12 protein-coding genes are annotated in these 14,191 nt (G+C 67.2%); 6 read left to right on the top strand and 6 right to left on the bottom strand.

The window, feature by feature from the left end; translation table 11 throughout:
- Positions 1 to 31 precede the first annotated feature (31 nt).
- From AB0M24_RS25465 to AB0M24_RS25455, 3 genes are all read left to right on the top strand, one after another.
- Complete coding sequence (locus AB0M24_RS25465) at positions 32 to 238, top strand: heavy metal-associated domain-containing protein (protein ID WP_363772591.1); 207 nt, start codon at positions 32 to 34, stop codon at positions 236 to 238.
- Positions 238 to 2,415 carry a heavy metal translocating P-type ATPase gene (locus AB0M24_RS25460; protein WP_363772588.1) on the top strand — a complete coding sequence of 726 codons (2,178 nt, stop codon included), beginning with the start codon at positions 238 to 240 and terminating at the stop codon, positions 2,413 to 2,415. Before AB0M24_RS25465 ends, AB0M24_RS25460 begins: the two co-directional genes overlap by 1 nt.
- A gap of 234 nt (positions 2,416 to 2,649) precedes the next feature.
- A complete protein-coding gene (locus AB0M24_RS25455; protein ID WP_355564606.1) occupies positions 2,650 to 2,952 on the top strand; it encodes a hypothetical protein in 303 nt (100 codons plus the stop codon).
- A 79-nt stretch (positions 2,953 to 3,031) separates the two neighbouring features.
- Here the strand turns inward: AB0M24_RS25455 and AB0M24_RS25450 are convergent, their stop codons facing one another.
- Positions 3,032 to 3,235 carry a cold-shock protein gene (locus tag AB0M24_RS25450; RefSeq protein ID WP_030473173.1) on the bottom strand — a complete coding sequence of 68 codons (204 nt, stop codon included), beginning with the start codon at positions 3,233 to 3,235 and terminating at the stop codon, positions 3,032 to 3,034.
- Between the two features lie 412 nt (positions 3,236 to 3,647).
- Here AB0M24_RS25450 and AB0M24_RS25445 point away from each other — a divergent pair, with 412 nt between their 5' ends.
- A complete protein-coding gene (locus tag AB0M24_RS25445; protein WP_363772583.1) occupies positions 3,648 to 4,700 on the top strand; it encodes an Ig-like domain-containing protein in 1,053 nt (350 codons plus the stop codon).
- On the opposite strand, the gene AB0M24_RS25440 is transcribed toward AB0M24_RS25445, so the two are convergent.
- Both AB0M24_RS25440 and AB0M24_RS25435 read right to left on the bottom strand, forming a co-directional pair.
- Positions 4,697 to 5,512 (bottom strand): glutamate ABC transporter substrate-binding protein, encoded by an 816-nt coding sequence (locus AB0M24_RS25440; protein ID WP_363772828.1) that lies wholly within the window; start codon positions 5,510 to 5,512, stop codon positions 4,697 to 4,699. The genes AB0M24_RS25445 and AB0M24_RS25440 overlap by 4 nt on opposite strands.
- 84 nt (positions 5,513 to 5,596) lie before the next feature.
- Positions 5,597 to 6,418, bottom strand: coding sequence for an oxygenase MpaB family protein (locus AB0M24_RS25435; RefSeq protein WP_363772580.1), 822 nt, complete (start codon positions 6,416 to 6,418; stop codon positions 5,597 to 5,599).
- Positions 6,419 to 6,452: 34 nt separating this feature from the next.
- Here AB0M24_RS25435 and AB0M24_RS25430 point away from each other — a divergent pair, with 34 nt between their 5' ends.
- Positions 6,453 to 6,863, top strand: a complete 411-nt coding sequence (locus AB0M24_RS25430) for a PPOX class F420-dependent oxidoreductase (protein WP_363772577.1) — start codon at positions 6,453 to 6,455, stop codon at positions 6,861 to 6,863.
- Between the two features lie 85 nt (positions 6,864 to 6,948).
- Complete coding sequence (locus tag AB0M24_RS25425) at positions 6,949 to 7,422, top strand: hypothetical protein (protein WP_363772574.1); 474 nt, start codon at positions 6,949 to 6,951, stop codon at positions 7,420 to 7,422.
- A 9-nt stretch (positions 7,423 to 7,431) separates the two neighbouring features.
- Here the strand turns inward: AB0M24_RS25425 and AB0M24_RS25420 are convergent, their stop codons facing one another.
- From AB0M24_RS25420 to AB0M24_RS25410, 3 genes are all read right to left on the bottom strand, one after another.
- Positions 7,432 to 7,779 carry a hypothetical protein gene (locus AB0M24_RS25420; protein ID WP_363772571.1) on the bottom strand — a complete coding sequence of 116 codons (348 nt, stop codon included), beginning with the start codon at positions 7,777 to 7,779 and terminating at the stop codon, positions 7,432 to 7,434.
- Positions 7,780 to 7,859: 80 nt separating this feature from the next.
- Positions 7,860 to 12,269: a DNA repair ATPase gene (locus tag AB0M24_RS25415; RefSeq protein ID WP_363772568.1), complete on the bottom strand. Its 4,410-nt coding sequence runs from the start codon at positions 12,267 to 12,269 to the stop codon at positions 7,860 to 7,862.
- The gene (locus tag AB0M24_RS25410; protein ID WP_363772565.1) at positions 12,266 to 14,191 is read right to left on the bottom strand and encodes a flotillin family protein; all 1,926 of its coding nucleotides are present in this window, start codon (positions 14,189 to 14,191) and stop codon (positions 12,266 to 12,268) included. The genes AB0M24_RS25415 and AB0M24_RS25410 overlap by 4 nt, the downstream gene beginning before the upstream one ends.

The following is a 14,191-nucleotide window of genomic DNA, read 5'->3' as shown; positions in this document are numbered from 1 at the left end:
ATCGGCGTCCCGTACCGAGGAAGGGACTCCGATGTCCGTCTCTGCCACCTACACCGTCACCGGCATGACCTGCGGCCACTGCGTCAGCTCCGTCAAGGAGGAGCTGGGCGACGTCGCCGGCGTCACGGGCGTCGAGGTCGTCCTGGAGACCGGCGCGGTCACCGTGACCAGCGACCGCGAGCTCGACCGCACCGAGGTCGTCGCCGCGGTCAGCGAGGCCGGGTACCAGGTCGCCTGATGACCACGACCGAGCCTCGCCACGTCGAGCTCAGCATCAGCGGCATGACGTGCGCCTCCTGTGCGAGGCGCATCGAACGCAAGCTGAACAAGCTCGACGGCGTCTCCGCCACCGTGAACTACGCGACCGAGAAGGCCAGCGTCCAGTTCCCGGACAACCTGCGCGTGGACGACCTGGTGTCGACCGTGCGCGCGGCGGGCTACGACGCGGAGGAACCCACCCCCGAGGTCGCCGAGGAGTCGAGTGACCTGGGGCTGAGGTTCGGACTGGCGGCGGCGCTCGGTGCGCCGGTGATCGCGTTCTCGATGATCCCGGCGCTGCAGTTCCCCACGTGGCAGTGGGTGTCGCTGGCGCTGGCGAGCGTGGTCGTGTGGGTCTGCGGCTGGCCGTTCCACCGTGCGGCCGCGGTCAACGCACGGCACGGCGCCAGCACGATGGACACCCTCGTCTCGATGGGCGTCACGGTGTCGTACCTGTGGTCGCTCTACGCGCTGGTGTTCGGCACGGCGGGCACGATCGGCATGCGGCACGAGTTCAGCCTCCTGCCGCGTCCCGCAGGCTCCGGGGACATCTACCTGGAGGTCGCGGTCGGCGTGACCGTGTTCCTGCTGCTGGGACGCTGGCTGGAGGCCCGTTCGAAGCGCAGCGCGGGTGCCGCCCTGCGGTCGCTGCTCGCGTTGGGAGCGAAGGACGTCGCCGTGCTGCGGGACGGCGTGGAGACCCGTGTACCCATCGGCCAGCTCCGGGTCGGCGAACGGTTCGTGGTCCGTCCGGGTGAGCGGATCGCCACGGACGGCCTAGTCGTCGAAGGCAGCTCGGCCGTGGACCGCTCGATGGTCACCGGAGAATCCGTTCCGGTCGAGGTTTCGGCGGGAGAACCGGTCGTCGGAGGCACGGTCAACGCGGGTGGTCGTTTGATCGTTTCAGCGACGTCCGTGGGCGCGGACACCCAGCTCGCCCGGATGGCTCGACTGGTCGAGCAGGCGCAGGCGGGCAAGGCCGAGGTGCAACGGCTGGCGGACCGCGTGTCGTCTGTGTTCGTCCCCGTTGTCGTTGTGATCGCATTGCTCGCCCTGGCCGCCTGGCTGCTCGCCGGTCGGCCGCTGGAGTTCGCGGTGACGACGGCGGTGGCGGTGCTCGTGATCGCGTGCCCGTGCGCGCTGGGCCTGGCGACGCCGACGGCGTTGCTCGTGGGCACCGGGCGCGGCGCTCAGCTCGGCATCCTGGTGAAGGGTCCGGAGGTGCTGGAGTCGACGCGGCGCGTGGACACCGTGGTGCTGGACAAGACCGGCACGGTGACGACAGGGCGCTTGACGCTGGTCGACGTGATCCCCGCGGACGGCGTGTCGCGCGACGAGGTGCTGCGGTTCGCCGCCGCTGTCGAGAACGCGTCCGAACATCCGATCGCGGCGGCGATCGTGCGCGAGGTGCCGGATCTTCTGCCGGTTTCGGACTTCGTTTCCACGGACGGTGTCGGTGTCAGCGGCGTCGTCGAAGGAAAGCGCGTAGCGGTCGGAAGGCTTTGGAACGTTTCACTTCCGGAAGAACTGACCGAGGCTTCAGTTGCACAGGGCGCTCGAACTGTTGTCGCGGTTTCCTTTGATGACAAGGTTGTCGGACTCGTCGTCGTGTCGGACGTCGTGAAACCCACGTCCGCGCAAGCGATTCGCGAACTTCGAGAGCTCGGCCTGCGCCCGGTGCTGCTGACGGGCGACAACGCCGACGTGGCCGCCGCGGTGGCCGCCGAGGTCGGGATCGACGAGGTCGTCGCCGACGTCCTGCCCGCCGGAAAAGTCGACGCGATCAGGAATCTCCAAGCACAGGGCCGAGTTGTGGCGATGGTCGGCGACGGCGTGAACGACGCGCCCGCACTCGCCGCCGCGGATCTGGGGCTGGCCATGGGAACCGGCACCGACGTCGCGATCGAGGCGAGCGACCTGACGCTCGTGCGCGGCGACCTGCGCGTGGCGGCGGACGCGATTCGGTTGTCCCGCAAGACATTGGGCACGATCAAGGGGAATCTTTTCTGGGCGTTCGCCTACAACGTCGCTGGACTCCCGCTCGCGGCGCTGGGCCTGTTGAACCCGATGATCGCGGGTGCCGCGATGGCCTTCAGCAGCGTGTTCGTTGTTACCAACAGCTTGCGACTACGGGGATTCCGTCCATCGGCAACTTAAGAATCTCTTGATGAACTCTCCCCAACCGGCTCGTGCGCGTGCAACAATCCAAACAGCTGACACACCCCCGGTCAGCGCCTGTGGAGATCCCCTCCGGCCCTCGCGTTCCTCCCCCTGGCGCGAGGGCCTCTCCATGTCAGAACCCGATCTACTGTGAGTGCGCCCCATCTACACCTTGGGGTGACCCGGGTCACAGGGGTTTGGCTTTCGTGACCGGGCCGTTATCGTGTTCCGGTGCCTATCGGATCCCTCGGACGCTCCAAGTCCGGCCGTCACCGCCCCGCGGACGAACCGCAGGCCGAGACGCTGCCCGACGAGGAGCTGACCTCTTACCTCGCAGCGCTGGCCCCGGACGCGGACAACGAGACGACAGCCTCTGGCTTCGGCAACGCGCAGGTGTACCAGCTGCGGCTGCAGTTGATGGCCAACGAACAGCTCAAGGAGCTCGCCGCGGAGCGCCAGACCTCCCCGCAGGCGCTCGCCACGGAGTGGGTCATGCAGCGACTGGAGTGGGAAGCGCGTCAGCGCGGCCACTAGACCCGGCAAAACGAAAAGAAGGACCCTCGGCCGAGCCCGGCCGAGGGTCCTTCTCACGTACGACTAGATTTGCGGCGAATCAGATCGCACGGACGTTCTGAGCCTGCGGGCCCTTGGTGCCCTGGCCGACCTCGAACTCCACGCGCTGGTTCTCCTCCAGGGTCCGGAAACCCTGACCCTGGATCTCCGAGTAGTGGACGAAGACGTCTGCGCCGCCGTTGTCCTGGGCGATGAAGCCGAAGCCCTTCTCGGAGTTGAACCACTTGACAGTGCCCTGTGCCATGTACCTGCCTCCATCGCAGGAAAGCTTGGGGCTGCACCGTGCAACCCCGGCCGTCCCGGGGGCGGTCAGTTCGCTCGTGAGAGCGCGCCTCACGCCCGCGTGTCGTTCCGCGAGCGTGTGAAGCACGAACACAGAAACCACGGCCTGCGCGGGTCAGCCTAACGTGTGATGCGTCATAGCACTACAGGTCATTACTGGCCAGTCGTGTGCCTCAATAGGGGGAAACCCGCTGGTCCGGGTGGGTGATCGCGATCTCCCATGCAACTTGGCGGACCCCTTGCGCGTCTCCTTGGCGTCGATCGAGGGGATCTTGGGGGAGCACGTGTTCCGGCCACTGTTTTTGGTTGCACTACTGGGGTTGACCGCCTGCAGCGCCGCGCCCGACGCACCGTCGGCGCCCACCGCGCAGGTCGTGGAGAACAAGGCTAAGGCCGCACTGACCGTGACGCCGGCCGAGGGCGAAGGGGTGAGCCCGGCAGGGCCGTTCCAGGTCGCGGTGACCGGGGGTTCGCTCACCTCGGTCGCGCTCACGGGTTCGGACGGCACGGTGGTCAAGGGGAACCTCGCCGCCGACGGGTGGGTCGCCACCGAGGACCTGGGCTACGACAAGGTCTACACGTGGTCCGGCGCGGCGAAGGGCCAGGACGGCGCGGACGTGCCGGTCACCGGTTCGTTCCGCACTCTCAAGCCGCAGCGCCTCACCAGCGCGTCGGCGAACGTCGGTGACCACCAGACGTACGGCATCGCGATGCCGATCAAGATCACGTTCAGCTCGCCGGTGCAGGACAAGGCATCCGTGCAGAAGGCCATGACCGTCAAGACCTCCGTGCCGACCGAGGGCGCGTGGGCGTGGCTGTCCGACACCGAGGCGCACTGGCGGCCGCGCGAGTACTTCAAGCCGAACACCGAGGTCTCGGTGGACGTCAACGTGTACGGCGTGCCGTTCGGGGGCGGCGCGTACGGTGCCGAGGACGTGCACGTGCAGTTCAAGATCGCCGACCGGGCCCTGGTGGCCAAGGCGAACACGCAGACGCACCGGTTCGAGATCTACCGCGATGGCGTGCTACTGCACGACTTCCCGGCGTCGTACGGAGCTGAGTACGACCAGCGCAGGATCACCCGGTCCGGCATCCACGTGGTGACGGGGAAGTGGGCCTCGCGGCCGATGAGGAGCACCGTGTTCAACTACGACGTCAACGTCACGTGGGCGGTGCAGATCTCCGGGGACGGCGAGTTCGTGCACGAGAACAACGGCACGATCTCCTCGCAGGGCAAGGAGAACGTCTCGCACGGCTGCGCGAACCTGTCCGGAACCAACGCCGAGGTCTTCTACAAGCTCTCGATCGCGGGCGACCCTGTCGAGGTCGTCGGTTCCTCGATCCCGCTCGGGCCGCCGAACGGCGACTACTACGACTGGGCGATCGACTGGGCGGACTGGACCGCGAAGTCCGCGGTGAAGTCCTAGGACTTCTCGGTGATCTGGGGTGGCTGCGGGATCTCGTAACCCGACGGACCGACGTTGCGTTCGAGGGCCCGCTTCCACTCACCGCTCGAGATCATCTTCTCGATGGCCTCGTTGACGGCCTGCTGGGACTTGCTGTCCCCCTTCGGCACACCGATGCCGTAGCGCTCCTTGGAGAACGGCTTCCCGACGAGCTTCAGCAGCTCGGGGTTCTCGGCGGCGAACCCGGCGAGGATCACCTCGTCGGTCGTGACGGCGTCGACGTTGCCGGCCATCAGCGCGATCACGCAGTCCGAGTACTGGCCGTACTCGATGAGCTGCGCGTCCTTGGCGTAGTCGCTCTTCACCTTCTGCGCGGACGTGGATCCCTTGACGGAGCACAGCTTGCGGCCGTTCAGCGTCTCCGGACCCTGGATGGCCTGCTCGGTGAAGCGGACCAGCATGCCCTGACCGGTCTCGAAGTACGGGCCGGCGAAGCCCACCTTCTCCTTGCGGGCGTCCGTGATCGAGTACGAGGCGATGATCAGGTCGGCCTCGCCGTTCTGCAGCATCGACTCACGGGCGGCGCCGCGGGCCTCCTTGAACGTGATGCCGGTGTCCTTCACCCCGAGCTCGTTCGCGACGTACCTGGCCACGTCGACGTCGAAGCCGACGTACCGGCCGTCGAGGCGCTTCTGGCTCAGACCGGGCTGGTCGTAGCGGATGCCGATGGTGAGCTTGCCCGTGTCGGCACGTCCGATGACTGTGCTCGTGTCACCGCTCCCACAGGCGGTGGCGAGCACCGCTACGGCAGTGATGAGCGCAGCACGACGGATCACGACAGGCCTTCCGAGGGGTTGTACGAGATTCGTGCGCAATGCTACGGACCTGCGGCGATGATCAACTGTGATGTGTGACAACTACGGCAGGCGCGCCTTACTGGGTGTCACACCGCGACCCTCGCGCGCGATGGCCCGGCGGATGTGGCCCGGCGGGACCAACCGGCGCAGTCCAGGCGGGATCAGCAGAGCCGATCGGCGCAGCACGCGCAGCCAAAGGGTCGCGTTCCGGTACGGAGTGTGACCGTGCAGTTCTATTGCCCAATCGGGCAGCACCGAGTACGCCAGGTGCCCGACCAGCACCTTGTAGACCGGCATGCCGTGGCGCAGAACACCCTGCGTGGCCGGTCCGTGCAGGAAGTCGTAGATCAACTCGGAGTCGGCGGTCTTCCTCAAGATCGGCCTGACGGTCTCGAAGTACTCCTCCATCTCGCTGCGGGAGCCCGGCACCTCGTCCGCGTGCAGCCCGACGAGCGTGGCCGCGAACCGTTGTTCCGCGTAGTACCGGTCCTTCTGCCGGTCCGTTAACCCATAACCGGCGCGGTCGAGAACCGTTTCGAAGCTGTAGACCTCCGAGCAGTGCACCCACAGCAGCAGGTCCGGCTCGTCGACGCGGAACGTCCTGCCGTCGATCACCCCGCGCAGGCCGCGATGGGTGGCACGGACCCGTGCCGCCGCGGCCTCGATCGCCTCGTCCGTGCCGTAGACGCCGAGTCCCACGAAGTCCGCCGTGCGCCGCAGCCGTCCGAACGGGTCGGTCTTGAAGTTGGAGTTCTGCACGACGCCCGCGACCGCTTTCGGGTGCAGGGACTGCAGGTAGAGGCTGGAGATCCCGGCGACCCACATCGTCGGGTCGGCGTACATCTGCCAGCTCACGGAGTTCGGGTCGTTCGGCTCGAGCATGCGGACATCGTCCCGTGTCGAGAAGATGATGGCCATGGACCTCGACCAGGCACGGGAAGTGCTTCGCAGCCAGCACCGCGCGGTGTTCTGCGCGTTGAAGTCGGACGGCACGCCGGCGATGTCGCCGGTGCTCGTCGCGTTGGACGACAACGGGGACGTGCTCGTCTCCACACGGGCAACGGCCTACAAGACCAAGCAGGTCCAACGCGATCCGCGGGTGTCGCTGTGCGTGCTGCCCGACAGCTTCTTCGGGCGATGGATCCAGATCACCGGAACCGCGACCGTCGTGCCGTTGCCGGAAGCCATGGATCTGCTGGTCGAGTACTACCGGACGATCTCCGGCGAGCACCCCGACTGGAACGACTACCGGGCGGCGATGGAACGCGAGCAGCGGGTGATCGTGCGCGTTTCGCTGACCGCCGCGGGGCCTGACAAGACAGGTTGAGCCATCTCGGTAACACCGTTAGCGGGCGCAACGATTCCACGGGGACGGCGGCTACCGGGCAGGCGGAACCTGGGGAGCGTTAGCGATGACTGGTGTCAGACGCCGCGGCTACTTCGCAGCCGCGGTGGCGGTGTTGGGCGCTGCGCTGGTCGCGGCGCTGTTCGCCGCACCTCCGGAGAGACCCGTGGACATCCGGCTGGTGGCCCCACCGCCTCCTGCGCCGGAGACGATCACCGCGACTGCCACGACGACCGTGTCCGCCGTCGCTCCTGTGGCGGTCACCACTGTTCCGCCGCCACCACCCCCGCCCGCGCGCCCGCTGCCCCGGCAGTCGGCCGCGCCCACGTCCGCACCCTCGTCGTCGAAGCCGCACGACTTCTTCGACTTCCTGCGCTGCGACTACAAGTACTTCGACGACGACTTCGAGCGGTGCCTGCCGTGGCCGCTGACTCCGAAGGAGCTGTGCGAGTACGTGGAAGACCACCACTTGGATCTGGATCTGATCGAAGTGCGAGGCCGTGACGGACACGAGCACGACCTCGACTTCGACTGCGACTGACTTCCGCGACTAGCAGGAACCGCTGCCGTAGTAGGCGATGAAGCTCGCTCCGCCCGAGCCGACCTCGACACTGCGGGACCGCGTCCGTGAACCGTCGGCCCACGAGTCGAAGTTCCCGCACTGCCGCGCGCCGATGTCGACCTTCGCCGGCGCGACCAGGCTCACCTTGCCTTGCGGTACCTGCACAGTCGTCATGTCGTAGCCGCTGTCGACCACCACCGTCTTGCCGTTGACCACGAAGTTCGCGGCCTGCCAACTGGACCACAGCTGCAACGTGGCGGTCGGCGCGGCTTGTGCGGGGGTTGCCACCGACATCGCGGCACCTGCCACCAGTGCGGCCACTACCAGGCGTTTCATCGAGTTCTCCCAACGGTCCAGGCGTGTTGGCGGCGCCTTCTCACCGTGGCGGACCGACGTGTGAAACCGCTGAGAAACCCCTATCGGCTCACCAACTGCTTGAGCCTGTTGAGATTCGCCTCCGCCTTCGTGCCCAGGAGCTGTGCCTCGCCCAGGTAGTGGTCCTCGATCAACGCCTCGACCTCCGCGTCGTTCATCGCCGGGACGATCCTGGCCGCCATCCGGTTCATGTTGCGGTAGCTGCCCTGGAGCAGGAACTCGCCACCGCTCGCGGCCGACGCGATGTACTCCTGGTTCACCTTGAGCACGACATCCTGGATCCGTTGCAGCTTGCGGACCACGGACAACATCCGTTCCAGCTCGACGGTTTCGTAGTCGTGCGTGACGGGTTCGCCGTTCGCCAGGCGCACCAACGGTTCCACGTCGACGCCGTTGAGAGTCGGATTCGACGCACTCGCGTTTTCCAGATAGCTCAACGCAAAGAGGGCATCGCGACCGGACAGCACGTCGCCGAGGTTCCACACGTCCGCGCGGTTCGCGAGCATGTCGGGAACCCGGAACGCGCGGCCCGTCTCGGTGTACGGGTTGCCCGCCATCGACACGGCGAAGCGCTTGCCCCGCAGGTCGAACGTGCGTGCCTCGCCGTCCCACACGCCGTCAACGCGTCGTTGTGCGTCGCACAGCGAGATGAACTTCTGCAGCAGCTCAGGCGATGTGTGCTGGATGTCGTCGAGGTGCAGCAGAACGTTGCTGCCGAGGGCGAACGCGAAGTTGATGCGCTCGACCTCCTGGCGTGCGGTGGCATTCGGTGCCTCCTCCGGGTCGAGTGAGGTGACGCCACTGCCCAGGGCCGGGCCGTTGACCTTGACGAACACCATGCCCAGGCGGTTCGCGACGTACTCCATCAGCGTCGTCTTGCCGTAGCCGGGCGGGGAGATCAGCATCAGCAGGCCCGTGCCGTCGTTCAGCTGCTTGGCGAGGTTGTCGCCGATCAGCGGCAGGTAGACCTCGTTCAGCAACCTGTTGCGCACGAACGTGTTCAGCACCGCGGGGCGGTAGTCGTCGAGCCTGAGGCGCTTGCGTTCCTCGGCCAGCAGCTCGTCGCGCTGGCGTTGGTAGGCGCGGAACGCGGGAACCTGGTCGGCGCGGAAGTTCCGGAGCCTGGTGAGGGTTTCGTCCAGGCGCAGCTCCATGGACTGGTTGCTGACGCGCGGGTGCGTGCCGAGCAGGCCGGTGACCGACTCGGTCAGCGCGGCGCTGGAGTCGTAGCGCGGCAGGTCCGTGAGCAGGACGGCGACGACCTCTGGCAGCTCCGGGCAGTCCTCGTCCTTGAGGAACGCGTTGAGCCACGCCTCGATCAGGTCGCGGTCGTGCAGGTCCTCGGTGACGACCGCTTTGAACCTGTCGATCACCGTGCGCGCGGCCTTGCTCGTGACGAATCCCCTCGGCTCGCAGGCGAGTTCCTCGAACAGGTACTCCGCTGCGAGATCTGGGAGCCCGAACTGCTTGGTCAGCTCGGGAATTCCGTGCGTACCACCGAAGATCGTGCGGGCGCGGGACAGCGACTCGGCTTTGCGCGTCCACACCGCTCGTTGGTCTTCCGGCTGTTCGGACCAGAAGATCTGGGCTTCGGCGCGAGCTTCCGGCGGGTACCTGAGCAGCCCGGCAGCGGCGTGAAGTCGTTGCAGGACAGCGAGAATCTTCGCGGCGTCGTGGTCGTGGACGCCCTTCTCGTAGCCCTCGTCGTAGCGTTCGGCGGCGGCGTTGACCACGTCGTCGCGGCCTTCCGCCAGCAGACAGCCGGCCAGGTGCTCGGACCGGTAGACGTCCTGGGTTTCCGAGACCAGCAGCTGGTCCCAGAACGGTCGGGTGTGCTCGAAGCCCTCGACCTCACTGCGGTAGTCGGTGCCGGTGACCGCGTAGAACAACCGGCCGTCGCGCGGCACAAGGGTGAGGTTCATCGGCTCGGTCGTCACCGGGAAGCGGTGACGACCGAGCACGATCGACGCGCCGTCGTACAGATCGGCCCGGTCGCGCAGTGCCCGGCCTCCCTCTTGCCGGGCATCGCGCAGACTCGCGTCGAGCTCGTCCGCCCGCACGTCACCGAGGGTTCTGAGCTCCTCGGCCACGGTGCGGACCTTGGCGACCATCGGGTCGCCGGCGAAGTACGTGTTGATCTCGTCGGTCGAGGTGAGCTTGCCGACGCGACGGCGGATCGTACCCAGCACGCGTTCGGCCGACTGCACGAGCCGGTCGGCCTTGCGGGCACGTTCGTCGAGCAGCGTCTGCTTGCGCGCGGAGAACGCCTCGTAGACGTCCGTGCGCTTGGCCCCGATCTGGCCGAGGAAGTCGTCGAACTCGCCGAACCGCGACTCCAGGTTCTCCAGCTGCAGCAGGAGCCTGCCGAGCTGGTCGTCGCAGCGCTGCGGGGTGTCGGCGACCGACAGCGCGCCCGTGATGGCCTGGCCGAGCAGCGCGAACTCCGCGGCGAACTCGGCCCTGCCCTCGGCGTTCGCCAACGCGGTTCTACGACCGTCCACAGTGGCCCGTGCGCGGTTCACCGCGGCGAGGACTTCGCCGATGCTGGCCAGAATTGCCGTGCGGGTCGTGGTGTCGGCGGCGTCGAGGGTGCTGACGACCTCGGTCAGCACCTCCAGGCCGGTCTGCTGCTGCGCCAGGCGTTCGTGCAGCGGCTTGGCCTCGGCGGCGGTCTTCAGCTCCGCGGCCGCGATCTGCTCGATCTCCTCGTGGTACTGGGAGAACGCGCCCTCGCCGCTGAGGAACGCGACGGCCCTTCTGGCGGACGCTCCCAGTTCCTCGACCAGTTCGGCTTCGCGGCGGTCGATCTCTGCGAGGTCGACGTACTTGAGGTCCTTGAGGGTGATCAGACGGCCCTGGGCGGACCTCAGGTCGGCCAGCAGCCGGACCCACTCGTCGGCGCTTCTGGGAGCGGCCGAACGGGCAAGCCTGATCAGACTCGCGAGCTTCTCGGCAGCTGTGTGGAGCTGTTGAGCGGCGTGCTCGGTGAGCGTGCGGACGGCCTCGAACTCGTCGAGCACCTGCTCAGCGGTCGCGCGGACGGCCAGGACGTCTTCTTTGAGACCCAGCTCGGCGAGCCAGTGCACGCTGTCGATCACCCTGGTGCACAAGGCGATCAGGCCCTCGAACACCGGCGCCGACGGCGACATCTCGGCAGCCATGCGCGTGACTGAGAGGCAGTCCGAGATGCCGCGGACCAGTTCGGCGTTGCCGATGCGGGCGAGCGGACCGTTCTCCTCAGGCAGCACCTCGTCCTGGACGAACGGCGTGCGCCAGACCTGCATAGGGTGCACGCGCACCGGTTCGGTGCTGGTCTCGCGGAAGATCACCAGCGTGCCGTCGGCGAAGAGCGAGTAACCGTGGCACGTGATCGGGGTGGCGACCTCCTTGCGGATCACGTTGTAGGGCAACAACAAGCTGCGGCCCTCGCGGCGGGCGTGGTAGACGAACAGCACGTCCTCGCCGTTCGCCGACCTGATGACCCGCTCGAACTCCAGCTCGTCCGTGTCGACGTCGAACGTCTTGTCCGCACCCGTGACCAGGTAGTACCCGCCAGGGAAGATGATCCCCTGGTCCTCGGGAAGTCGTTGGCACGCCTGGCCGATGCCGTCGAGCCTGACGACGGCCTTGGTGCGGGTGTTGAAGACCAGGTGCCTGAACGCCGTCTCGTTGTACGGACGGATCCTGAGCAGGATCAACGGGCCGACGCGGGCGTAGTGCACGTCGGCGTCCGCGAGGCTCTGCAACGGCTCGTCGACGGGCTCGTCGTAGATGCCCTGGCCGACCTCGGTGTTGTTCTCGATCTTGACGGTCAGCGTGCCGCCGACCGTCTCGACGAACACCTCGTTCTCGATGGCGATGTGCGGGTGCCGGCCGAGAACGTGCTGCTCACGCGTGGTCTCGACCCACGTGACGTCGTGCGAGGGCGGGAAGACGTGGTCGCGGTCGCCGCGGTTGTCGACGTAGGTGACGCTGCCGTCGACCGCGATGCCCCAGCGCAGCACGCGGATGTCCTCGATCCGCGCGCCGGTCTGGAACACCGCGAGCAGCCGTGACTCGACGATCCGCAGCTGCAGCAGGCGCGTCTCGCGGTAGTAGCGGTAGAGCTCGGCGAAGTCGTTGCGGAACCTGGGGTCGTTGAGGAACCCGGCTTCGACCGCGCCGAAGTCCCTGCCGTGCGCCGCGAAGACGTCGGCGACCGTCGTCTCGGGCTTGAGGCCCATGAAGACGTTGTAGCCGAACAACATCGTGTCGCCGAGTGCCACGATGTCGCGCGGCACGCAGTTGTTCTCGGTGCGGATTCGTTCGGTGGCCAGAAGTTCGAGCGCCGTGCTGCCGAACGTCTCGACGCGCTGGGCGTTCAGCGCCTCGGTGCTGCGGGCGAGCTCGGCGGCCTGGTCGGCCAGCCTCGCCCGCAGCACCTCGTACGTGCCGGCGTCCAACTGGGTCATGCGGGCTGGCCGTTGTTCTTGGCCATCTGGGTCAGGGCCAGTGCGGCCGCGAGGTTCTGCGCGTCACCGGTGGTGAACGAGCTGAGGATCTTGGTCAGGTCCTCCGGGAAGTTCGCGCTGCCGTCCATCCACTTGGCGCCCAACGCCTGCACCACGTCCGAGCTGCCGACGAACCCGTCGACCTGCTTGCCCGCGGTGATCGCGCTGGCGATCCTGTCGAAGAACATCGTGTCGCCGCCGACGATGTCGATGTCGGCCTTCTCCAGCCCGGCCGCGAGGACCATGGCCTGAGCCTCGGCGACCTGGCGCTGCACGTCGATGCCCTTGAGCCTGATCTCCTTCTCGGCTTCGAGGCGCAGGCGGTACTCCTCGTGCTCGCGGGTCGCGCTGTCGAGCGCGGCCATCGCCTCCGCCTTGTGCGACAAGCCTTCCGCCTCGCCCTTGAGGCGTTCCTTGATGCCCTCGGCGTCGGCCAGCGCCTTCTCGCGGTCGACGACGGCCTCGGCGCGACCGATCTTCTCGATGGCGTCGGCGTCGCGTTCCTTGACCTGGACGTTCGCGAGGCCGGCCGCGGCGGACTCGGCCTGGATGCCCTCGGCGAGCCTGATCTTGGCACGGGCGTCGAGGTCAGCGGCCTGCTGACGCGACTCGGCGAGCACGACGACCTCGCGGGCCTTGTGCTGCGCGGCCTGTTCCGCGGCCTCGGCGGCCTTGATGTCCTTGACCAGCGACTGCTGCGCCTCGGCCTCGGCCATGATCACGATCTGCTGGCGGTCGCGTTCGGCCGACTCGACCGCACGCAGGCGCTTGATGTTCTCCTCCTGCTCGGCAACGGTCTTCTCGACCGCGACCCGCTCGCGCACCAGGTCGGCGATGGCACGCCGCTCGTGCTCGAGCTCCTTGTCCTTCTCGATCATGCGCAGCGACGTCTCGCGTTCGCGGGCGATGACCTCCAGCATCCGGTCCTTCTCGATGCGCTCGGTCTCGACGGCGATCACCCGCTCGCGGTTCTTCTCGGCGACGGCGATCTCGCGGGCCTTGTTCTCGGTCTGGATGCCGAGCTGCTCTTCCGTGCGGATGAACGCGGTGTTGGCCTTGAGCCGTTCCTCGGCCTGGACCTTCTGGGTCTCGGCCTCCTGCTGCGCGCGGGCGGTCTCGATCTCGCGCTTCTGCTTGATCTCGGCGTCGGCCTGACGGCGTTCGAGCTCGAGGATCGCCTCACGCGCGCTGACGTTCTGGCGCGTGATCTCCTTCTCCTCGTTGCGGGTGAACTCGTTGGTCTTGACGTGCTCGATCGCGGTGAGCTCGGTGATCTTGCGAATGCCTTGCGCGTCCAGGATGTTCGCGGGGTCGAGCTGCTTGAGCGGCGTCTGCTCCAGGTAGTCGATGGCCGCGTCCTCGAGGCTGTAGCCGTTGAGGTCGGTGCCGATGACCTGGACGATCCGGTCGCGGAACTCGTCGCGGTGCGTGTAGAGATCAACGAAGTCGAGCTGCTTGCCGACCGTCTTGAGCGCCTCGGAGAACTTGGCGTTGAACAGCTCCTGCAGCGTGGCCTCGTGGCTCGCGCGCTCGGTGCCGATCGCCTGCGCGACCTTGATGACGTCCTCGACGGTCTTGTTGACGCGCACGAAGAACGTGATGCGGATGTCCGCGCGGATGTTGTCCTTGCAGATCAGGCCTTCGTTGCCGGCCCTGCGGATCTCGATGGTCTTCACCGAGATGTCCATCGTCTCGCATCTGTGCAGCACGGGTAGTACGACCGTGCCGGTGAAGGTCACGTCGACCTTGCGCATCTTCGAGACGATCAGCGCCTTGCCCTGCTCGCACTTCTTGAACAACCTGCTCAGCGTGATCATCGCGAGGATCAGCACGACGACGATCCCTGCGATCAGCACGAGCAACCCCGTTGAGATCGCACCCAT

The sequence above is a fragment of the Lentzea sp. NPDC051838 genome (assembly GCF_040681245.1).
Classification (GTDB): domain Bacteria; phylum Actinomycetota; class Actinomycetes; order Mycobacteriales; family Pseudonocardiaceae; genus Lentzea.
The sequence above is the reverse complement of the archived record's forward strand: the minus strand, read 5'-3'. Positions and strand labels throughout refer to the sequence as shown.

Coding starts and splice junctions, on each gene's coding strand:
- AB0M24_RS25465 (WP_363772591.1), top strand. CDS start 32: ATGTCCGTCTCTGCCACCTACACCGTCACCGGCATGACCTGCGGCCAC.
- AB0M24_RS25460 (WP_363772588.1), top strand. CDS start 238: ATGACCACGACCGAGCCTCGCCACGTCGAGCTCAGCATCAGCGGCATG.
- AB0M24_RS25450 (WP_030473173.1), bottom strand. CDS start 3,235: ATGGCACAGGGCACTGTCAAGTGGTTCAACTCCGAGAAGGGCTTCGGC.
- AB0M24_RS25435 (WP_363772580.1), bottom strand. CDS start 6,418: ATGCTCGAGCCGAACGACCCGAACTCCGTGAGCTGGCAGATGTACGCC.
- AB0M24_RS25430 (WP_363772577.1), top strand. CDS start 6,453: ATGGACCTCGACCAGGCACGGGAAGTGCTTCGCAGCCAGCACCGCGCG.
- AB0M24_RS25425 (WP_363772574.1), top strand. CDS start 6,949: ATGACTGGTGTCAGACGCCGCGGCTACTTCGCAGCCGCGGTGGCGGTG.
- AB0M24_RS25420 (WP_363772571.1), bottom strand. CDS start 7,779: ATGAAACGCCTGGTAGTGGCCGCACTGGTGGCAGGTGCCGCGATGTCG.
- AB0M24_RS25415 (WP_363772568.1), bottom strand. CDS start 12,269: ATGACCCAGTTGGACGCCGGCACGTACGAGGTGCTGCGGGCGAGGCTG.
- AB0M24_RS25410 (WP_363772565.1), bottom strand. CDS start 14,191: ATGGGTGCGATCTCAACGGGGTTGCTCGTGCTGATCGCAGGGATCGTC.